Genomic DNA, 20803 nt, shown 5'->3' with positions numbered 1-20803 from the left:
CGGCGGAGGATGACGGAGAGGGGGCGCCCGGCATGATGCCGGGCGACCCCTCTCCGTCGCCCTCCGCCCTCGCCCCTACTGGCCGAACTGCGGATCCAGCGGATTCTCGGGTTGCTCCGTCGACGGCTCCCCCGTGCTCGGCTCCTCGGACGGTTCCTGCGTCGTCGGCTCCTCCGACGGCTCCTCGGTGGTCGGCTCCTGCGACGGCGTCTGAGACTTCGACGGCTTCGTCGACGGGGTCGCCGTGGTCGGCTCCTCCGACGGCTCCTCCGAGAGCGTCGGCGAGGGGCTCGCCGTGATGGTCGGCTGGACCGCCGCACCCTGGTCGGTCTCCAGGTCGAACTTGCTGACCTTGGAGGCGACGCCGAAGGTGTACGCCGCCCAGATCTGCGCCGGGTAGCCACCGCCGTTGATGCGGCCCTTGCCGGGGATCAGGCCGGTCGCGCCGGTCATGGTGACCTGGGGGTGCGGCGGCTTGGCGGACTCGCCGAACAGGCCGACCGCGGTGACCAGGTCGGGCGTGTAGGCGGTGAACCAGGCCGACTTGTTGTCGTCGGAGGTGCCCGTCTTGCCCGCGACCTTCTGGCCGTTGCGCTGGGGGTTTTCCAGAACGGACTTCCGCGCCGTACCGTCGTCGACCACGCCGGTGAGCACCGAGGTGACCGAGTCGGCGGCCTCGCGGGTGATGACCTGCTCGCCGATCGGGTCGGGCGCCTTCACCACGTGGACGCTGTTCTCCACCGACTTGATGAGGGTCGGGGTGACCTTGTTGCCGTGGTTGTCCAGGGTCGCGTAGACGCCGGCCATCTGCAGCGGGCTCGCGCCCATGGTGCCGAGGGTCTGCGCGGGTACGGCCTTCAGGTCCGCGGTGTCCATGCCGAGGTCGTCCGCGGTCTTGAGGACCTTGTCCATGCCGACGTCGACGCCCATCTGCGCGAAGACGGAGTTGATGGACTTGTTCATCGCCGTCTGGACGGTCACGTCGCCGTAGTCGACGTCGTCCTCGTTCTCCGGGGCGAAGCCGATGTCGCTGCCGACGACCGGGCGCTTGCTGGTGCCGTCGTAGACGGTGTTCGCGCTGATCTTCTCTTCGTCCTGCGTCACCGCCCCCTGGTCCAGGGCGGCCGCCAGGATCACCGGCTTGAAGGTGGAGGCGGGCTGGTAGTCGGTACGGGTGGCGTTGTTGGTGTAGTGCTCGACGTAGTCCACACCGCCGTACATCGCCACGACCGCGCCCGTCTTCGGGTTCACGGAGACGGCACCCGCCTGGACGTCGCCGTCGACCGGGCGCTTCTTCGCGTCCAGCTTGCTGGTCAGCTGTTCCTTGACGGACGCCTCCAGCGCCTTCTGCTTCTTCTTCTCGACGTTGAGGGTGATGTTCCAGCCGCCGGCCTTGACCATCGTCAGGGCGTCGTTGACGTTCTCCGCGGTGCCCTGGCTGACCAGTTGCCGGGCCAGCTCGTTGTTGGCCGCGTCCACCAGGTAGCCGGTCTGCCCCTGCATGCCGGGGGCGGGCTTGGGCTCCTTGGGGATCGGGAACGTCATGGCGTCGCGCTCGGACTTGTCGAGCCAGTCCTCCTCGACCATGTTGTCGAGGACGTAGTTCCAGCGCTGCTGGACCAGCTTCTTGCCGGTTGCGGAGGCGGCGGCCCAGTCGTACTGGCTGGGGGCCTGGAGCAGCGCGGCGAGGTAGGCGCCCTGCTGGACGGAGAGCTTGTCGGCGTCGACACCGTAGTAGGCCTGGGCAGCCGCCTGGATGCCGTAGGCGCCGCGGCCGTAGTAGCTGGTGTTGAGGTAGCCGGCCAGGATGTAGTCCTTGGACTTCTCCCGGTCCAGCTTCAGGGAGATGACCAGTTCCTTGAGCTTGCGGGTGACCGTCTGTTCCTGGGTCAGGTAGTAGTTCTTGACGTACTGCTGGGTGATCGTCGAACCACCCTGGGCGCCCTTGCCCATGACCGTGTTGAGCACACCGCGCGTGGTGCCCTTCAGGTCGACGCCGGCGTCCTGGTAGAAGGTCTTGTTCTCGGCGGCGACGAAGGTGTGCTGCACGGGCTTGGGGATGTCCGCCAGGTCGACGTTCTCCCGGTTGAGCTTGCCGTCGCGGGCCAGCATCGTGCCGTCGCTGTACTTGTAGACGTTGCTCTGGAGCTGGGCGTCGGCGTTCGCCGTGTCGGGGATCGGCGTCGTCATGTACAGGACGATGAAGGCGCCGATGACGAGCACGGTGAGGCCGAGGAAGGTGCTGAGCATCTTCTTCCAGGTGAACAGGCGGCGTATCCGGCCCTTCTCACCCCTGGCTCCCTTGCCGCCCTTCGTCGTGCCGCGGCGGGCCGCCGCGCGCCCGCCGGCCGCGGCGTGCGTCGCGCCCTCGGCCGACGAGACCGGCTCGGTGCGCGACTCGGGAGCCGCCGTCTGCGACGAGCGGTTCCTGGGCGCAGCGCGACGGCCACCACGCTGTCGCGCTCGTCTCTCTTCCGCTCGTCCCATGAGTCCGCTCGCTCCGCTTCCTACTCGGCAGTCACACCCGTGCCCGGAGGCAGGTCAGCTCAGAAAGCTAACACCGCTCTCTGTGACAAAGGGGTCCCGATCCGGTCCCGCGAGGGCGTGAGAATCAGCACCCCTCGCGCTGGAACCGGTGCACCGTTCCAAGGGAACCGACGTACGAGAGCGGTCAAGGGTTGCCATCTCACGGTAAAGTGATATCACTTAGATAGATCCAAGCTAGATCGAAGCGAACCCGCGAGCGAGCGCCGTCCGGCCGGCTCACCCGGCCCACCGGTCACCCCGGCGCACCGGCTCACTCGCTCGCAAGAAACGGGGGACCCATGTCCACGCACGACCCGTCGGCCACCGTCGACGCACCCGAGATGCCCGCCCCGCAGGTACGCGAGTTCCCGGCCCGCAGCGTGGGCGGCGGCCTCGCGCTGCTGTCCGGTCTGGTCGGGCTGCTGGCCGGAGCCGGCATGATCGCCGCCGCCACGACCGTGACCTCGTCCGGCGGCAACGCCGCGCTGATCACCGGTGGCATCCTCGTCGCGCTCGCCGCCTTCCTCGCGATGTGCGGGCTGAACACGGTGGCGCCGGGCGAGGCCCGCGTGGTGCAGCTGTTCGGGCGCTACCGGGGGACCATCCGCGAGGACGGACTGCGCTGGGTGAACCCCTTCACCTCCCGCGAGAAGATCTCCACCCGCGTCCGCAACCACGAGACCGCCGTCCTCAAGGTCAACGACGCCTACGGCAACCCCATCGAGCTGGCCGCGGTCGTCGTCTGGAAGGTGCAGGACACCGCCCAGGCCTCCTTCGAGGTGGACGACTTCCTGGAGTTCGTCGCCACCCAGACCGAGGCCGCCGTCCGGCACATAGCCATCGAGTACCCCTACGACGCCCACGACGAGGACGGGCTCTCGCTGCGCGGCAACGCCGAGGAGATCACCGAGAAGCTCGCCGCCGAGCTGCACGCGCGCGTGGCGGCCGCCGGCGTGCGGATCATCGAGTCCCGCTTCACGCACCTCGCCTACGCTCCGGAGATCGCCTCCGCGATGCTCCAGCGGCAGCAGGCCGGCGCGGTGGTCGCGGCGCGGCGCGAGATCGTGGACGGCGCGGTCGGCATGGTCGAGGCGGCGCTCGGCCGGATCGCCGAGCAGGGCATCGTGGAGCTGGACGAGGAACGGAAGGCGGCGATGGTGTCCAACCTGATGGTCGTGCTGTGCGGGGACCGGGCACCGCAGCCGGTGCTCAACACGGGGACGCTCTACCAGTGACCTCACCGGAAGAGGGGACGGCCCCTCGGCGTCGGCCGCAGCAGCGCAAGCAGGTGCTGCTGCGGCTCGATCCGCTGGTGTACGACGCGCTGGCCCGGTGGGCGTCCGATGAGCTGCGGTCGGCGAACGCGCAGATCGAGTTCCTGCTGCGGAAGGCGCTTCAGGATGCCGGGCGGCTGCCCGGCGGGGCACAGCCCCTGCCCCGGCGGGGGCGGCCCCCCGGACCGCCTGACCCGCCTGGCCCCTCCGGGGACTCCGCCCCGAGATCCCCGTAGCGAATCTGTGGCAATCGGCCCCCACCTGCGGCGCTGCACGCCCCGCCACCACCTCTGCACTCGGCGTATACACCCCGCGTATACACCCTGTGTACAGTCCTCCTCATGTCCATCGGTCACACCCTCCTGGGACTCCTTGAGTCCGGGCCCCGCCACGGCTACGACCTCAAGCGGGCCTTCGACGAGAAGTTCGGTCACGACCGGCCGCTGCACTACGGCCAGGTCTATTCGACGATGTCCCGGCTGTTGAAGAACGGCCTGGTCGAAGTCGACGGCATCGAGGCCGGCGGCGGCCCGGAGCGCAAGCGGTACGCCATCACCGACGCCGGGGTCACCGACGTCGCCCAGTGGCTCGCCACGCCCGAGAAGCCCGAGCCGTACCTCCAGTCGACGCTCTACACGAAGGTCGTCCTCGCGTTGCTCACGCACCGCGACGCGGCCGACATCCTGGACACGCAGCGCTCCGAGCACCTGCGCGGCATGCGCATCCTGACCGACCGCAAGCGCAGGGGCGACCTCGCCGACCAACTGATCTGCGACCACGCCCTGTTCCATCTGGAGGCCGATCTGCGCTGGCTGGAGCTGACCGCGGCGCGCCTCGACAAGCTGCGAGAGGCGGTGACCGCGTGAGCGCCCCCGCCGGTTCGCTGCTCGCCGCCGAGGACCTCCGCAAGGCCTACGGTCCGACCCTCGCGCTGGACGGCGCCGAGTTCTCCATCCACCCCGGCGAGGTCGTCGCCGTCATGGGTCCCTCCGGGTCCGGCAAGTCGACGCTGCTGCACTGTCTCGCCGGAATCGTGCCGCCCGACTCGGGCTCGATCACGTACGACGGGCAGGAGCTGGCGACGATGAGCGACGCCCGGCGCAGTGCGCTGCGGCGCTCGGAGTTCGGGTTCGTGTTCCAGTTCGGGCAGCTCGTGCCGGAGCTGACCTGCGTGGAGAACGTGGCGCTGCCGCTGCGGCTGAACGGCGCCCCGCGCAAGCAGGCCGAGCGGACCGCCCTCGCGTGGATGGAGCGGCTGGAGGTCGACGACCTCCGCGGCAAGCGGCCCGGTGAGGTGTCCGGCGGGCAGGGGCAGCGGGTGGCCGTGGCGCGGTCGCTGGTGACCGGCCCGCGGGTGATCTTCGCCGACGAGCCGACCGGCGCGCTGGACTCGCTCAACGGCGAGCGCGTGATGGAACTGCTCACGGAGGCCGCCCGGTCCGCCAACGCGGCGGTGGTGCTGGTCACGCACGAGGCACGGGTGGCCGCGTACTCCGACCGCGAGATCGTCGTACGGGACGGGAAGTCGCGGGACATGGAGCGGGTCGTATGAACCTGCGCCAGTGGGGCCGGGATCTGGCCCTGGGGTTCCGGTTCGCCTTCGCGGGCGGACGGGAGGGGTGGGTCCGGGCCGGGCTGACGGCCGTCGGCGTGGGGTTCGGCGTGGCGCTGCTGCTGCTGTCGACCGCGCTGCCCAACGCGCTGTCCGCGCGGCACGACCGCGAACAGGCGCGCATGGACTACAGGTTCGACCTGACCGTGCCGCCCAAGGCGGACGACACCCTGGTGATCTCCTACGTCGACACGACGTTCCGGGACAAGGACGTGCGAGGGCGGCTGGTGGAGCCGGAGGGCCCGCGGGCACAGCCGCCGCCCGGCGTGAACCGGTTCCCGGGCCAGGGCGAGATGGTCGTCTCACCCGCGCTGAAGAAGCTGCTCGCCGCGGACGGTTCGGCGCTGCTGCGGGAGCGGCTGCCGTACCGGATCGTCGGGGGCATCGGGGAGAGCGGGCTGATCGGCTCGCAGGAACTCGCCTACTATGCGGGCGGCTCGGGGCTCGCCGCGCGCATCGACGGGTCACGGACGGCCCGGCTCACGGCCTTCGGGGACCCCAACCCGACCCGCGAGGAACCCGACCCGGTGCTGGTCCTGCTGAACATCGTGGTGATCGTGGCGCTGCTGATGCCGGTCGCGGTGTTCATCGCGGCGGCCGTGCGGTTCGGCGGCGAGCGGCGCGACCGCCGGCTCGCGGCCCTGCGGCTGGTGGGTTCCGACAGCCGGATGACCCGGCGGGTCGCGGCGGGCGAGGCCCTGGCCGGCGCGCTGCTCGGCCTGGCCCTCGGCACCGGGTTCTTCCTGATCGGGCGGCAGGTGGCGGGCTCGGTCGAGGTGATGGGCGTGAGCGTGTGGCCCAGCTATCTCGACCCGTCCCCCGCGCTGGCCGCGCTGGTCGCGGTGGCGGTGCCGACCGCCGCCGTCCTGGTCACGTTGCTCGCGCTGCGCGGTGTGGTGATCGAGCCGCTCGGCGTGGTGCGCGCGGCGAAGCCCGCACGGCGCCGGCTGTGGTGGCGGCTGCTGCTGCCGGTGGCCGGCCTCGCGATGCTCTACCCGATGATCGGCCAGGGCCGCGACAACGGCGACTTCAACAAGTACCTGGTGGTCGGCGGTGTCCTGCTGCTGCTCGTCGGGATCACCGCGCTGCTGCCGTGGCTGGTGGAGACGGTCGTCGGCCGCCTCGGCGCCGGTGGCATCGCCTGGCAACTGGCCGTCCGGCGGCTCCAGTTGAGCAGCGGTACGGCGGCCCGGATGGTCAACGGCATCGCGGTGGCGGTGGCCGGGGCGATCGCGCTCCAGATGCTGTTCGCCGGCGTCGACGGCCAGTACACCGAGGAGACCGGCCAGGATCTCCGCCGGGCGCAGATGCAGGTGGGTCTCCCGGACGGCGTCCCGATGACCGCGACGGTCCAGAAGTTCGCCGACACCAAGGGCGTACGGAAGGTCACGGCCCTGTGGGAGGGGTACCTCGGTGACGCCTCGTGGGATGCCGGGGACGGCCCCAGCCTGTCCGCCGAGCTGACCGTCGGCGACTGCGCGGCCCTGCGCGAGGTGGCGAAGCTGCCGTCCTGCGCGAACGGCGACCTGTTCGTCCTGGAGGGATCCGAGTACTCCCTCGACGGGCCGGCGCTGAACCGGCCGGGCAGGAAGCTGTACCTGGAGTCCTACGGCCGCGGCGATGTCGCGGAGGTCACCTGGACCGTCCCGGCGGGCGTCGGCACGGCCCGCTCGGTCGTGGACCCGGCCGGCACCCGGCGCGGAGGCTTCCTGATGACTCCGGCCGCGATGCCGGAGAACGTCGCGAAGACCGTCAGCGGCGAGCTGTACCTCTCGGTCGACGAGTCGGTGCCGGACGTCTCCGACCGCGTCCGCAACACCGCCGCCCGCGTGGACCCGCTGGCCATCCCGACCAACTGGACCGCCACCACGACCTCCGCGAGGTACGACTCGCTGCGCACCGGGCTGCTCGTCGGCGCCGTCTGTGTGCTGATGCTGATCGGGGCGAGCCTGCTGGTGTCGCAGCTGGAGCAGCTGCGCGAACGCCGCAGGCTGCTCTCGGCGCTGGTCGCCTTCGGCACCCGCCGCCGCACGCTGACCATGTCGGTGCTGTGGCAGACGGCGATCCCGATCGGGCTCGGTCTGCTGCTGGCCTCGGTGGTGGGCATCACGCTCGGCGCGGTGCTGCTGCGGATGTCGGACACGCCGGTGGGCGTGGACTGGCCGAGTGTGCTGGCGATGACCGGCACCGGCGCAGCGGTGGTCCTGGCGGTGACCCTGCTGAGCCTGCCGCCGCTGTTGCGGCTGATGCGACCGGACGGCCTGCGCACGGAGTGAGCGTGCGCCACGAACGCCCCGTTCACCCCTCCGGGTGGGCGGGGCCCGGTCGTTCCTCGCCCCTTCCGTTCCCGTCCCCGGGGGCTGTCGCCCCCGGACCCCCGCCTTCGGCCTGAACGGCCTCGTCCTCAGTCTCTCCCAGCGGGGGGACCCCCGGACGGGCTGGGTGTTGTACCGGGGCCACGTCTGCGGCCGTCGCGCCCCTCGGCTTCGGTGCCGTCAGCAGGGCCGGTTCTCTCGAGTACGCGTGCAGGTAGCCCACCACCGTGTTCGTCACCGCCACCAGGGGTACGGCGACCACCGCGCCGCCGATGCCTGCCACCATGCCGCCGGAGGCCACCGCGAGGACCACCGCGAGCGGGTGGACGCGTACGGCGCGGCCGAGGATGAACGGCTGGAGGATGTGCCCCTCGATCTGCTGCACGGCCAGCACGACCGCCAGCGTCATCACCGCGGTGAACACGCCCTGGGTGACCAGGGCCACGACCACGGCCAGCGCCCCGGAGGCGACCGCGCCGACCAGCGGGATGAAGGAGAACAGGAAGATGAAGACGGCCAGCGGTACGGCCATGGGCACGTCGAGGAAGTAGATGCCGAGGCCGATGAAGATGGCGTCGATCAACGCCACTATCACCGTGCCGCGCACATACGCCGTGAGCGTCGCCCAGGCCCGCGGACCGGCACCCGCGACACCCGGCCGCGCGGCGGCGGGGACCAGCTTGAGGGTCCACTGCCAGATGCGCTTGCCGTCGTAGAGCAGGAACAGCGTCGAGAAGAACGCCAGCAGGATGCCGGTGAGGGCCTCCACGACGACGGTGACGCCCTCCAGGCCCGCGGAGGTGATCTCGTCGGTGTTGGCGCCGACCGCCTCGCGCAGGTTCTTGGCGATGCCGTTGATCTGCTTGTCGGTGACGTGGAAGGGACTGTTGAGCAGCCAGCGGCGCAGGTCGTCGATGCCGTCCTGGACCTGGTCGGAGAGGTTGTCGATGTTCTCCATGACCTGCCAGGTCACGAACCAGCCCATCAGGCCGATGACGACGAACCCGAGGATCCCCGTCAGCGCGGTCGCGGGCCCGCGGGGGACGCCCAGCCGCTTCAGCCGGGCCACGGTGGGTTCCAGGAGCGCGGTCAGCAGCAGGGACACCACGAAGGCCAGCACGACGAGTTGGACGGCGCTGATGACCTTCATCAGGACCCAGACGGTCCCGGCCAGCACCAGCAGTCGCCAGCCCGCCTCGGCGGCGACCCGGACACCCCACGGCACGACCTGTGCGGGGTCGGGGCGCGGCGCGGGAGGCGGGAGTTCCTCGGCGGGCGCCGCCGGTGTCTCGGGCACCGCCGGCTCAGGTCCGGCTCCGCTCTCCCGGTCGGTCTCGGCCCGACGTTCGTCGAGCCGCTGCCCCATCTTGGTCAGACCGGCACCCACCCGGCCGAGCCACCCTGGCACTCGCGACATGATCCGCCCTCTTCCCCCGTCTCTCCCCACCACTCACCCCTGGAGTCGTCGGCATAGACCGTACAGGGCGAAAGCCCCTCCCCCTAGGACGGGGAGGGGCTGCGCGGGGTTGAGCTGTCGGCGCCGGGCGTCAGGCCTAGTACCAGTGGTTGGACTGCCAGAACGACCAGGCGTCACACGGGCTGCCGTAGCGGTCGTTCATGTAGTTCAGGCCCCACTTGATCTGGGTGGCCGGGTTGGTCTGCCAGTCGGCGCCCGCGGACACGTACTTGCCGGCGGGCAGCGCCTGGAAGAGACCGTAGGCGCCGGAGGACGGGTTGACGGCCCGGTAGTTCCAGCTGGACTCGTGGTCCACGATGTTGCTGAAGCACTGCCACTGGCCGCTCGGCACCATCTGCTGCGCCATCGCCTGGATCTGGTCGACGGTGTAGGAGTTCTGGATGGGGAAGTCGGCGGAGCTGCGGCTCGCGGCGGCCTTGGCCTCGGCGCGTTCCTTGGCGTCGGCGGCCGCCTTCTCGGCGGCCTTCTTCTTCGCGATCGCGGTCTTGGCCGCGGCCTTGCGGGCCGACTCCTCGGCGTCCTTCTTGGCGCCCTCGTCCGCGGCGATGGCCTGGACACTGGCCTGCTGCGTCAGGGAAGCGGTCTGCACCTGGGCCTGCTGACCTGCGGGGATGTCGGCGAGGAGCGTCGTAGAGTCGCTTACCGTCGCTTCCGCGTCGTTGGGCTGCGCGGTGCTGCCCGAGGCAACACCGACGACGCTTCCGACAGCGGTGACCGCCGTGGCCGAGGCCACTGCGAATCCCCGGACCGAGATCCGGCTCACACGGTTTCCTTCCAGCATCGCCCGCTTCGGTGACCCTGGCGGACGCAATCGTGCCCCTGAACACTGGCCTCCCAACTGCGGGGTCACGGGAGGCGCGGGCCCGGTGGGCAACTCCCTGCTCGGGAGCGCCGCGTGGTGCGCGGGCGGCATACGACGAAGCTATGGAGTTGATGGGGTGTCGTATCGCTGGGGATACACGTGTGTCGTATGCGGGGCCTGACAGGAAGGAGACTCTGCCGTACCCGACGCCGAGTGGCAATTCCGAGTTGCGTGTGAAAGCTCACATCCCGTTTCGCCCTGGGTATTTCATCGTTCGCCCACATACGAAGGCGCCGCCCGACTAGGCTCACAGCCTTTGCCGAGCGGCGCCAACTACCTGATAGGGCCCGCGAAACGGGGCGGTCCGGTCAGATGTGCCCCTCCTCCAGCATTTCGGTCACCAGGGCCGCGATCTGGGACCTTTCGGACCGGTTGAGGGTGACGTGCGCGAAAAGCGGATGCCCCTTCAGTTTCTCCACGACGGCGACGACACCGTCATAGCGGCCGACCCTCAGATTGTCCCTTTGTGCGACATCATGGGTCAGAACGACCCGTGAATTGGCACCGATCCGGGACAGAACGGTCAGCAGGACATTCCGTTCCAGCGACTGCGCCTCGTCCACGATCACGAACGCGTCATGCAGCGAGCGGCCACGGATGTGGGTGAGCGGCAGGACCTCCAGCATGCCGCGGGCGGTGACCTCCTCGATGACCTCGCGGCTGGTGACCGCGGACAGCGTGTCGAAGACCGCCTGTGCCCAGGGGCTCATCTTCTCGGCCTCGGAGCCGGGCAGATAGCCCAGTTCCTGCCCGCCCACCGCGTACAACGGGCGGAAGACCATCACCTTCTGGTGCTGGCGGCGCTCCAGGACCGCCTCCAGACCGGCGCACAGCGCGAGCGCCGACTTGCCGGTGCCGGCCCGGCCGCCCATCGACACGATCCCGATGTCCGGGTCGAGCAGCAGATCGAGCGCGATGCGCTGCTCGGCGCTGCGGCCCTTGATACCGAACACCTCCCGGTCGCCGCGCACCACCCGCACACCGCCGTCGGCCGTGACCCGGCCGAGCGCCTTGCCGCGCTCTGACTGGATGGTCAGGCCCGTGTGCACGGGGAGTTCGGAGGCCTCCGGGACGTACACATGTCCTTCCTCGAAGAGGATGTCCACCTGTTCGCCGGGGAGCGTCAGTTCGGACATTCCGGTCCATCCGGAGGAGTCCGTGATGGCCAGTTCGGCCCGGTACTCCTCGGCGAGCAGCCCCACGGAGGACGCCTTGATCCTCAGCGGGAGGTCCTTCGATACGACGGTGACGTCGAACCCCTCGGCCTGCAGGTTGCGGGCGACCGCGAGGATGCGTGAGTCGTTGTCCCCCAGGCGGTAGCCGGTGGGCAGCACGCTGGGGTCCGAGTGGTTGAGCTCGACACGGATGGTCCCGCCCAGCTCCCCGATCGGGATGGGGGCGTCGAGACGGCCGAACTTCACCCGGTAGTCGTCGAGCAGACGCAGGGCCTGCCGGGCGAAGTAGCCGAGTTCGGGATGGTGCCGCTTGGCCTCCAGCTCGGTGACCACGACGATGGGGAGCACGACTTCGTGCTCGTCGAAGCGGTTCATGGCGTGCGGGTCGGCCAGCAGGACGCTGGTGTCGAGAACGTAAGTGCGCCGGTCGGGCTTATGGCGCTTTGTGCTGGTCACCACGGAAGGACGTACCCCCTCGGATGAGGTCGGGGAGCGACGGAGTGGAGCTGGACCGGAATTCGACCGCCTGCACGGGCCGAAAACCGGCCCTCCGCTGCGTCCGTGCGGACCGCACGATCGGGCTGGTGCAAAGGGCCTCCCGGGCGGACGGCCCCGTGCCGTCCGCTGAGATCCGACACCCGTGGTTCGGGCGTCGACCTGCTTGGCTTATGCCCTCGAACTTGCGCCGCCATGCCACGGCATATGACGGCGCGCCGATGAACTCCTTGTTACTTCCGTTCCGGCGGGGGTACTCGGCGCATTTTTACGGGGGCACGGAGACGTGCGGCCGGAGGTGACGGTGGATGGCCGGACGCGGGGGAAACGGCACGGCCGGCCGTCATGTGCTTACGGCCGGCCGTGGTGTCGGTGCTGTGGTCAGCCGCCGAAACGCCGGTGCCTGACCTCGTAGTCGCGCAGGGCGCGCAGGAAGTCGACCTTGCGGAAGGCGGGCCAGAACACGTCGCAGAAGTAGTACTCCGAGTGAGCCGTCTGCCACAGCATGAAACCGGACAGCCGCTGTTCGCCGCTGGTGCGGATCACCAGGTCGGGGTCGGGCTGGGCGCCGGTGTAGAGGTGGCGGCCGATCATGTCGATGTCGACGGACTCGGCGAGGTCCTCCATCGACACGCCCTTGTCCCGGGCGTCGAGGATCATCGAGCGGACCGCGTCGGCGATCTCCTGGCGGCCTCCGTAGCCGATGGCGACGTTGACGAGTATCCCGTCGATGTCGGCGGTGGCCTCCTCGGCCTCCTTCAGCGTGCGCTGCATGCCGGCCGGGAGGAGGTCGGGCGTGCCGACGTGGTGCACGCGCCAGCGGCCGTCGGCGGCGAGGGTGCGGACGACGTCCTCGATGATGCCGAGAAGGGGGACCAGCTCCTCCTTGGCGCGGTCGAAGTTGTCCGTGGAGAGCAGCCAGAGGGTGACGACGCCGACGTCCGTCTCGGAGCACCAGCCGAGGAACTCCTCGATCTTCTCGGCGCCCGCCCGGTGGCCGTGCACGGTGGTGGAACCCGCGGCCTTCGCCCAGCGGCGGTTGCCGTCCATGATCACGCCGATGTGCTTGGGCACCTGAGCGTGGTCCAGGTGGCCTTCCACCCGGCGCGCGTACAGCCTCACCAGCAGGCCGCGCAGCTTGTCGCGCAGGTTCACGTGAATTGTCAGCCCCTCCGTGCGGTGACGGTCCCCGCGGGCGGCAGCCTACCCCCACGGGGGTCGTGGGCGGTGGGCGGGGTGGGGGCGCACACGGAGCGGAGCGGGGGCGCTTCCGGTGCTTCCGGTGCTTCGGTGGAGTGGGGCCACGGGTGCGTTACCGGGTGCGGGAGCGGCTTCTGCGGGCGGCACCCTCGGGCGGGGCCCTGTGCGGCAACAAAAAACGGGCCGGTCCGTGGGGGGGATACGGACCGGCCCGAGGGGGGGTTTCCACCATAACCCTTCGTGAGGGATGCTGCGTGCATTGGCGCGCTAAAATTACTCTCCGCAGTCAACCGGCGACGGGGCGGTGGTCTTGCCGGGTGCGATTCACAGGTGGTTCATGGCCGAAAGGCGGCGGAATCCCAGGCGGACGGGGCAGAACACCGGTTAAAGCGGAGGTTTTCGCACCGGTTGAGCCCCTGCCGGGCAATCGCCCGCTCATCCCCCTGACGGGCTACCCCACCTGCGCGTCCGCTTGACGCGGCACGCCACCGCGCAGCCCCCTCCACTGCACGGTGACGCCCGCGCAGCTTTGCTGGCGCGAATTGCCTGGCAATGAATTTACCGGAGGCGCGACAAGGGTCCGGACCAACCGCGGTAACGATGTGGAAACCCTGTGGAGATGGCTGGGCGGAGTGTGGAGGTATGGGCGAAATGCCGCTCCCCCCACGGGCGTATGCCTGGGTGTGTCCGGTGGGGCGGTCGGCGGGCGGGCGGGTTCGCGGGGCGGCAGACGCAAAGTGGACGCTGCGCGTCGCGGTGAGGACAGGCACTGTCCTCTTGCAGCGCCGGCGCCGGCCGCACGGCCTGGGGCCGGTCGACGTGGGGCCGGTCGACGTGGGGCGAGTGCCTGCGGCTCGGACGGCGGTTCCTGGCCGACTCGGCCCGAGGAGAGGCTGTTTGAAGGCCAGGGGCCGCTGTCAGGCCGGTCTGCGGGCCTCGACGAGGTGTCGGGTGCTGTGGGCCACGAAGGGGCCCTCGGACTCGATCCGCTCGTGCAGGGAGCGGAGTTGTCGCTCGTACCGGTCCACGGTGAAGCCCGGCACCATCCACACCACCTTGCGCAGGAAGTGGACGACGGCGGCGATGTCATGGAACTCGACGCGCAGCCGTTCCGCCCGCAGGTCGACGATGTCCAGGCCGGCCGTCTCGGCGTCGGCGCGTTCGCGATCCGGGTGGCGGACGGCGCTCACTTCCTCGGGCAGCTGCCCGAGGAAGTACTCGACCAGCTCGAAGACACTGCGCGGGCCGACGTGTTGGGCGAAGTAGGCGCCGCCCGGTTCGAGGACGCGCGCGATCTCGGCCCACGGCGGCCGTACCGGATGCCGGCTGGAGACGAGGTCGAAGGCGGCGTCCGCGAAGGGCAGGGGCTCGTCCTCCGCCACAGCGACGACCGCGATCCCGCGCGGGCGCAGCAGGGCGGTGGCCTTGGCCACGTTCGCCGGCCAGCCCTCGGTCGCGACGGCGAGGACGGGGGCCTTCGGGGCGACCCGGCCGAGGGCGAAGTCCAGGACCTCCCCTCCCCCGGTCTGCACGTCGAGGGCGGCGCGGGCACCGGCGAGGCGCTCGGCGAGGGACACCGCGTACCCCCAGGAGGGCCGGGCCTCGGTGGCCCGTCCCTCGAACCAGGAGAAGTCCCACCCCTCGGTGGGCACGGCCACGCCCTCGGCGACGAGGTCCTCGAAGCCGCGGGGCCGGTCGTCCCCGTCCCGCGACGGCTGCCGGGCGCTCATCGTGGCCGTCACCGTCACTTCACCAGGGGGCGTACGTCGTCGCCCACGAACCGGATGAAGCCCTCGGGGTCGGGTTCGTCGGCGGTAGGGAGGAGGACGACCGTGTCGGCGCCCGCCTCGGCGTACCGCTGGACCCGCTCGGCGACCTCGGCCGCGTCACCGGCGACACCCAGGCCGGGCACGTCGGTGAGGCCGGTCGTGACCAGTTCGCGCTGGAGGCGGGCGGCGGCGTCCTCCCCCGTGGCGGCGAAGAGATAGACGACGAGCTTGTGCGAGGCGGCGTCCCGACCGGCCGCGGTCCTGCCTTCCCGCACCAGCTTCCGTGCTTCGCGTACGCCCTCCGGTGAGAAGGACTCGTTGAGAACCGTGCCGTCGGCGACCTCCCCGGACAGCCGCAGGGTGCGCGGGCCGATCCCGCCGACCAGCACCTCGGCCCCGTCCGGCGGCGGCCAGTCGAGGGCGATGTCGTCCAGGGTGACGTACCGCCCCTGGGTCGTGATCCGTTCTCCGTTCAGCAGGCCGCGCAGGGCGAGGGTGTACTCGCGCAGCAGGGTCAGCGGGGAGGCGGGGCGGGCGCCGACCTGGCCCATCCAGTCCTGGACGCCGTGGCCGATGCCGAGGCTGACGCGGCCCGGGAACATCCGGTGCAGGGTGGCGGCCTCCATCGCGGTGACGGCGACATTGCGCAGCGGGACCGGCAGCAGGCCGACGCCGACGCGGACCCGCTCGGTCCAGGCGAGCGCGGCCGCGGCGGCCGCGATCCCGGCCTCGCGGAAGCAGTCCTCGAAGACCCACAGCTCGTCCAGGCCGGTGGCATCCGCGAGTCGGGCGATCGTGCGGAGCCGCTCCGGGGGCAACTGCGGGCGGAAGATGGCGCCGAGTTCGGTCATGATCCCTTCCTATCCGGGCGCCCCCGCCCGGACAACCCCTTTGATCCGGGTGCCTCGCCCGGACAACCCCTTTACGTCATGGCCGAGTCGACGCATTCGTGAGGCCGTGGACTACTGGCGCTCGTGGCTCAGGAGGACGACGCCGTTGCCGAAGGTGTGGGTCTCGACGAGACGGAGGCCGGCCGGGGCGGAGCCCTCCGTGAACAGCGGGGTGCCGCCGCCGACGATCACCGGATCGACGTAGATCCGGAACGCGTCGACGAGCCCGTGCCGCAGAAAGTCGGCGGCCAGGTGGGCGCCGCTGAGGACCAGAGGGCCGCCCGGCTGCTCCTTGAGCGCGCGCACCTCCTCCGGTACGACGTCCCGCACGACGGTGGTGTTCCAGTCGGCGCGCTCCCACGTCCGTGAGTACACGAACTTGGGCTTCTCCCGCCAGATCTCGGCGAACTCGACGACCGTGGCGCTCGCGTCGGGGTCCTGGTCGGCCGTGGGCCAGAACTCGGTCATCAACTGGTGCGTGACCCGACCGCTCAGGAAGGCGCCGGCCTCGCGGAGGGTGTCGTTGAAGTGCTGGTGCAGTTCCTCGTCGACGCGATGCCAGGAGATGTCCCGGTCGGGGCCCTCGATGTACCCGTCGAGGGAGATGGTGGCGGTCAGGACGACGTCACGCATGGTCGGTGCTCCTTGCTGCTCCTCGGATCCCTTGCTGCACGGTGCCATGGAAGGAGGGTGTGGCGGGGACGAGACGGGGATACGGTCCTGGCGTGGCGCGGGGTTCAAAGGGCGGGTTCGACGGGCTCGCTGGGTCTCGCGGGGGTCGGTCGGCTGATCGGAGCTGGGGATGGGGCGGCGGTTTCGGGACGGGCGGGGGCGGCTGGTCGTACCGGGTGAGGCGGGTCAGCGCGGGGCGGTGGTGACGGTCCCGTTGGAGATCGCGGCCTCCTACCGCGCCCGGACGAAGGGGCTGCTCGGCCGGGACTCGATCGAGGGCGCGATGCTCCTCACCCCCGCCGGCAGCGTCCACACCTTCGGTATGCGGATGCCCATCGACGTCGCCTACCTGGACCGCCACCTGACCGTGCTGTCCGTCCGGACCATGCGACCGGGCCGGTTGGGTCGACCCCGGCTGAGGTCGCGACACGTGCTGGAGGCGGAGGCGGGGGTCATGGCGGGGTGGGGGGTGCGGGTGGGGGTGGTGGTCGCGGTGGAGGCTGAGGCGAATTCCGGACACTCTGCGTGATGGGCGGTTTCCAGGCTGTCACTGGTGGTGGCTAGAGTCGCTGGTGGGGCGTCGAGGTTCTCGGGGTGGCTCTACTGGGGTGACGTGTTGGCGAGGCGAGGCGGGGCTGCGTCAGCGGCATCGCCGTGGCCAGGTCAGCCTGTTGGACGAGGCGAACACCAGACCGCGCCGGACAGAAGCAGCACGACGACTGGTCACAAGGAGGTTCCACGCATGGCGTGGGAGGAATGGGAGCAGGTCAAGGCCGCCGCGGGGGAACCGGGCGGCCATGCGCGGATGCAGCTCAACCAGCTCCCGGTGGACCAGGGTGCGAGCGGCGGGACCGGTGACCTGGTGGTGTCTCAGGACGACCTCGGCGCGGTCGGCCACGACGCGTACCTGCTGTGGGACGAACTGCGCACGACAGCGGACATCGCGGGCGCGGGTGCCGACAGGAGCGGCGAGGGATCCACTGCCCAGGCAGCGAGTTCACTGACGTCCTACGGTTTCGCCATGGGCGCGGGGCTGACCAGGACGGTGGAGATCTGGACCTCCCAGGCGGAGTCGGTGCTCCAGGCGTGCGCGCACATCTCCGACCATCTCGACTACACCAAGAAGCTGCACGCCGAGGAAGACGCGAAGATCGCCGCCCAAACGGCCGCGATCGACGGCGGCGTCTCGTCCGTGTCGGTCTTGAGCAAGTACTTCCAGTAGAGGGACGCAGCTGTGGCGCTCACGTACACGGACCTCATCGAGGTGGATCTAGGCAGACTGGGCTCGGCCGTCTCCGACTGGGACAGCACCGTCAAAGGGCTGAAGACGCTGGCGGAGAGCGCCCGTACAGGAATGCTGGCGAAGTCGGACGCGGCTCGCTGGGCGGGGGTGAACGCCACGGTCACCCGGGGGTTCGTCGCGGAGACGGCGAAGGAGATCTCCGACCTGCACACCGAGGCCGGCAGCATCCATCACGTCCTCGACGACGCCCACACCGAACTCGTCTCACTGCAGAAACAGATCCGAGCCGCCCAGGCCGAAGCGCGGAAGTGGGGCATCAGCGTCCAGGACTACGGCGACGGCACCGTCCACTGCGTCTACCCGCACATCAGGGGCGATACGGACGTGCGCACCACGGAGGAGAACACGGCCAGGGACGAACTGGCCGGCCGGATCAACCGGATCCTCGCCCACGCCGCCGAGATCGACGCCTCCGTCACCCGCGCACTGAACAAGAGCCACGGCAACGACGCCCACAACGCCGGGCACAGCTCGTACGACTCCCTCGACGACGCCCAGGCCGAGCGGGCGGCCGAACTGGCCGAGCTCGGCCCCGAGATGAGTGACAAGCAGTACCTGGAGCTGAACTCCATCATGAAGTTCAACGCCAGGGACTCGGACTTCTCGACGGACTTCTACAAGTCGCTCGGCGGCCCGAAGGACGCGCTGGAGTTCTACGGCCGCATGTCGCTGAACGGCACGATCGGGGACGACAAAGACCGGCTCGCTCTCACCCGGCAGCTCCAGAAGAACATGGGCCTGGCCCTGGCATCGGCGACCGACCCGGACAACAAGTCGCACCTGCCGGCGAGTTGGTCCTCCGAGTTCCGGAAGCTGGGTACGCAGCCGATCCAGCTCTATCCCGCGGGCAGCGCCCCGTACGGCTACCAGCTCCTGGGCGGGATGCTGCGCTACGGCAATTACGACGCACGGTTCATCAACCCCATCGCGGAGCACATCGTTCAGCTTCACCGCAAGGACCCTCAACGGTTCATGGGCAACAAGCCCATGGCCCCTGGATCCGACCTCGACTGGGGCTTCAACCCGTCGGGAAGGAACGGCGCCGGCTACGACCCGCTGACCAGCGTCCTGGAAGGCCTCGGCCACAGCCCCGAAGCGGCAAAGAAGTTCTTCACCGACGCGCCGACCGTCTATAAGGAGGACGGCACGGTCGACAAGAACGCGACCCTCGGCTATTCCTACTTCGACGAGTTGAACAAGACGGACTTCGAATGGGCCCCGGACAGCCTCGCCCACGCGGGCAGTGACGAGGCGAAACACGCTCGCGAGACGGGCGCCGACGCCCTCGGTCACGCGCTGGAGGCTGCGACGACGGGGGCGGCGTGGGATGCGGATCCGCCGGTGTTGCGGCGGGACGAACAGACGGCCGACGTCATGCAGAAGGTGATCGACCGCTACAACGTCGCCTCCGAAGGCGGACCGCCTCCCGAGATCATGAAGGACAGTCTGGCCCGCATGGGCGCGGCGTACATCGACGACCTCAACTACTCGATCGACGACTTCGGCGGCTCGGGCGACCCACTGAACCGAAACGCACACTTCGGGCAGAGCAGCGACGGATCAAAGCGAACATCCTTCGGTGAGGATCCAGCGGCGAACTTCATGATGCTGGTGGCCGGCGACGCAGACGGCTACCAGACACTGGCCTCGGCTCAGCAGGTCTACATGGGGAGCGGCCTCGCAGCTTTCGAGAACGACGAGGACAACGCCAATTTGTTTGCCCAAAATGCCGCAAAGGTGAACGGAATCCTCGACGAGTCCCGGTCTCATGGAATTCGTGAGGAATTCAAGGACGACGAGACCACCAAGGGCATGGAGACGACAAAGCAGGGCGAGTGGCGCAAGACCTTGATGACAGGTGTCGTCACGGCGGTTGCCGCCGGCGGCACGGCATTGGTCCTGGGCCCGGCCGCCGGCATCGTGGCAACCACCGCCGTTCCGGTTCTGCTGGGAACAGGCGCCTCCGCAGTCAGCACGGCCTACGGCAACCACACGATGCAGTACCTCCAGGACACCGAGTACAAGAACGATCCGCAAGCCCTCCAAGCTGTGCAGGGAATGACGTCGATCGGCCAGCGGGCAGTCACCCAGCCTATTCTTAGCTACGCCGAGACGACAGGCATGAACGACAACGATGCCAAAAATTTCGTCAATGCAATCGAGCAGTCCTACCTGGCTGGAAAGCAGAAAATCTCAAGCAACGAAGAGGCGTCACAGTGAGGCATCTGCTCCGAATTTCCTGGTGTGGGACAATAGCAGCCCTGGCGTTTTCGACCGGCTGCGCCGACGAGAAGCCTCTCAGCGAAAAGTACCCCACCCAGTGGACGACCTGTAACGCGCTCTTCGGCGCCAAGAACATGAAGTCTCTTCAGGACATGCTTGACTCCGACGATCTCAAGTTCAGCAACTCTGCACTCTCCGTCGACCAGCTCAAGAAGGGCCTGATGAAGGAGGCGATGGGGCCCTACGACAAATTTAAGGGCTTTGATGAATATAGCGTGTGCAGGCTTTCAGGAAACGGCCTCTTCTACGCGAGCGTGACATGGGCCGCGGACTCCTTGAAGGCCGTACAGACCTACACCGACAGATGGCATCAAGCGAGCACAGATGTCTACGTGTTGAAACGCTCCCCCATTGACCTCGTATTCCGCTGCGAGATCAAGGGCGCGTCGAGCGAGCAACAGAAGCAAGTACTCCTCGAAGCCCGAGTCAGCCCGCCGGGCAACCCTCGGTTTTCGGCAGCGTTCCACCAGGAACTGACCGTCAATCTGGCCCGCGCGCTGAGAGATGAGCTGGCCTGCACCAACAAGCCGGACATTCCGGATGACTTGCAGCTCAGCAAATAGGCCAAGCCGTTCTGTTCAGCCCTGTGGGCGGGAAACCGATGTGGGCGGAGGGTCGCGCCAAGGCGTTCGGTACCTGTCGGACCACTTGCCCCGCCCTCCGTGCAACGGAAGCAGCGGCAGCGCGGCCACGGTGAGGAGTCCGGAAGTGCAGTCAGTCCACGGGGTAGGTGCGAAGCGTCATGCGGGAGCTACCCGGCTCGGGTCGGGTTCCGGCGTTCACCGTGGCCCCTCCCCCGTCGACGGGGGGTGGCAGACGCACCGCAGTGGCGTACCAGCGGCAACAGACCGCCGCTGTGCGGGAGCCAGGTCTGCACGAACCGGGGCTCGTCGAGACTGTTCACGGCCGAGGGGGCGATCGGCTGACAGGCGGGACCGCGGATGGGTCTG

Annotated in this window: 17 protein-coding genes; 9 read left to right on the top strand and 8 right to left on the bottom strand. The window is 69.5% G+C overall.

The window, feature by feature from the left end; translation table 11 throughout:
• Nucleotides 1-75: 75 nt before the first annotated feature.
• Complete coding sequence (locus ACFWJX_RS28815; protein WP_383248836.1) at nucleotides 76-2487, bottom strand: transglycosylase domain-containing protein; 2412 nt, start codon at nucleotides 2485-2487, stop codon at nucleotides 76-78.
• Nucleotides 2488-2825: 338 nt separating this feature from the next.
• Between ACFWJX_RS28815 and ACFWJX_RS28810 the strand changes: the two genes are divergently transcribed.
• From ACFWJX_RS28810 to ACFWJX_RS28790, 5 genes are all read left to right on the top strand, one after another.
• A complete protein-coding gene (locus tag ACFWJX_RS28810; protein ID WP_383248834.1) occupies nucleotides 2826-3761 on the top strand; it encodes an SPFH domain-containing protein in 936 nt (311 codons plus the stop codon).
• Complete coding sequence (locus ACFWJX_RS28805) at nucleotides 3758-4036, top strand: hypothetical protein (RefSeq protein WP_383248832.1); 279 nt, start codon at nucleotides 3758-3760, stop codon at nucleotides 4034-4036. Before ACFWJX_RS28810 ends, ACFWJX_RS28805 begins: the two co-directional genes overlap by 4 nt.
• Before the next feature lie 105 nt (nucleotides 4037-4141).
• Complete coding sequence (locus ACFWJX_RS28800) at nucleotides 4142-4666, top strand: PadR family transcriptional regulator (protein ID WP_383248830.1); 525 nt, start codon at nucleotides 4142-4144, stop codon at nucleotides 4664-4666.
• Complete coding sequence (locus tag ACFWJX_RS28795) at nucleotides 4663-5352, top strand: ABC transporter ATP-binding protein (protein ID WP_383248828.1); 690 nt, start codon at nucleotides 4663-4665, stop codon at nucleotides 5350-5352. The genes ACFWJX_RS28800 and ACFWJX_RS28795 overlap by 4 nt, the downstream gene beginning before the upstream one ends.
• The gene (locus ACFWJX_RS28790) at nucleotides 5349-7688 is read left to right on the top strand and encodes an ABC transporter permease (protein WP_383248826.1); all 2340 of its coding nucleotides are present in this window, start codon (nucleotides 5349-5351) and stop codon (nucleotides 7686-7688) included. The genes ACFWJX_RS28795 and ACFWJX_RS28790 overlap by 4 nt, the downstream gene beginning before the upstream one ends.
• A gap of 22 nt (nucleotides 7689-7710) precedes the next feature.
• Here the strand turns inward: ACFWJX_RS28790 and ACFWJX_RS28785 are convergent, their stop codons facing one another.
• The 7 genes from ACFWJX_RS28785 to ACFWJX_RS28755 all read right to left on the bottom strand — a co-directional run bounded on the left by ACFWJX_RS28785 (nucleotide 7711) and on the right by ACFWJX_RS28755 (nucleotide 16228).
• Nucleotides 7711-9144, bottom strand: a complete 1434-nt coding sequence (locus ACFWJX_RS28785) for an AI-2E family transporter (RefSeq protein ID WP_383248824.1) — start codon at nucleotides 9142-9144, stop codon at nucleotides 7711-7713.
• 136 nt (nucleotides 9145-9280) lie between these two features.
• Nucleotides 9281-9967 (bottom strand): transglycosylase SLT domain-containing protein, encoded by a 687-nt coding sequence (locus ACFWJX_RS28780; RefSeq protein ID WP_383248822.1) that lies wholly within the window; start codon nucleotides 9965-9967, stop codon nucleotides 9281-9283.
• Between the two features lie 407 nt (nucleotides 9968-10374).
• Nucleotides 10375-11700 carry a PhoH family protein gene (locus ACFWJX_RS28775; protein WP_383248820.1) on the bottom strand — a complete coding sequence of 442 codons (1326 nt, stop codon included), beginning with the start codon at nucleotides 11698-11700 and terminating at the stop codon, nucleotides 10375-10377.
• A 417-nt stretch (nucleotides 11701-12117) separates the two neighbouring features.
• A complete protein-coding gene (locus ACFWJX_RS28770) occupies nucleotides 12118-12891 on the bottom strand; it encodes an isoprenyl transferase (protein WP_383248818.1) in 774 nt (257 codons plus the stop codon).
• A 962-nt stretch (nucleotides 12892-13853) separates the two neighbouring features.
• The gene (locus ACFWJX_RS28765; protein WP_383248816.1) at nucleotides 13854-14666 is read right to left on the bottom strand and encodes a methyltransferase domain-containing protein; all 813 of its coding nucleotides are present in this window, start codon (nucleotides 14664-14666) and stop codon (nucleotides 13854-13856) included.
• Nucleotides 14667-14680: 14 nt separating this feature from the next.
• Nucleotides 14681-15556, bottom strand: coding sequence for an LLM class flavin-dependent oxidoreductase (locus ACFWJX_RS28760; RefSeq protein ID WP_383248814.1), 876 nt, complete (start codon nucleotides 15554-15556; stop codon nucleotides 14681-14683).
• A gap of 111 nt (nucleotides 15557-15667) precedes the next feature.
• Nucleotides 15668-16228: a dihydrofolate reductase family protein gene (locus ACFWJX_RS28755; protein WP_383248813.1), complete on the bottom strand. Its 561-nt coding sequence runs from the start codon at nucleotides 16226-16228 to the stop codon at nucleotides 15668-15670.
• Nucleotides 16229-16397: 169 nt separating this feature from the next.
• Here ACFWJX_RS28755 and ACFWJX_RS28750 point away from each other — a divergent pair, with 169 nt between their 5' ends.
• The 4 genes from ACFWJX_RS28750 (at nucleotide 16398) to ACFWJX_RS28735 (ending at nucleotide 20416) form a co-directional block, all read left to right on the top strand.
• Entirely contained in the window at nucleotides 16398-16796 is a 399-nt protein-coding gene (locus ACFWJX_RS28750) for a DUF192 domain-containing protein (protein WP_383248811.1), read from the top strand.
• A gap of 213 nt (nucleotides 16797-17009) precedes the next feature.
• On the top strand, nucleotides 17010-17489 hold the full coding sequence (locus ACFWJX_RS28745; RefSeq protein ID WP_383248809.1) for a hypothetical protein: 480 nt from the start codon (nucleotides 17010-17012) through the stop codon (nucleotides 17487-17489).
• A 12-nt stretch (nucleotides 17490-17501) separates the two neighbouring features.
• Nucleotides 17502-19790 carry a hypothetical protein gene (locus ACFWJX_RS28740; protein WP_383248807.1) on the top strand — a complete coding sequence of 763 codons (2289 nt, stop codon included), beginning with the start codon at nucleotides 17502-17504 and terminating at the stop codon, nucleotides 19788-19790.
• Nucleotides 19787-20416: a hypothetical protein gene (locus ACFWJX_RS28735; protein WP_383248805.1), complete on the top strand. Its 630-nt coding sequence runs from the start codon at nucleotides 19787-19789 to the stop codon at nucleotides 20414-20416. The genes ACFWJX_RS28740 and ACFWJX_RS28735 overlap by 4 nt, the downstream gene beginning before the upstream one ends.
• Nucleotides 20417-20803: the final 387 nt, after the last annotated feature.

This window comes from Streptomyces sp. NPDC058335 (genome assembly GCF_042723915.1).
GTDB lineage: Bacteria > Actinomycetota > Actinomycetes > Streptomycetales > Streptomycetaceae > Streptomyces.
The sequence above is the reverse complement of the archived record's forward strand: the minus strand, read 5'-3'. Positions and strand labels throughout refer to the sequence as shown.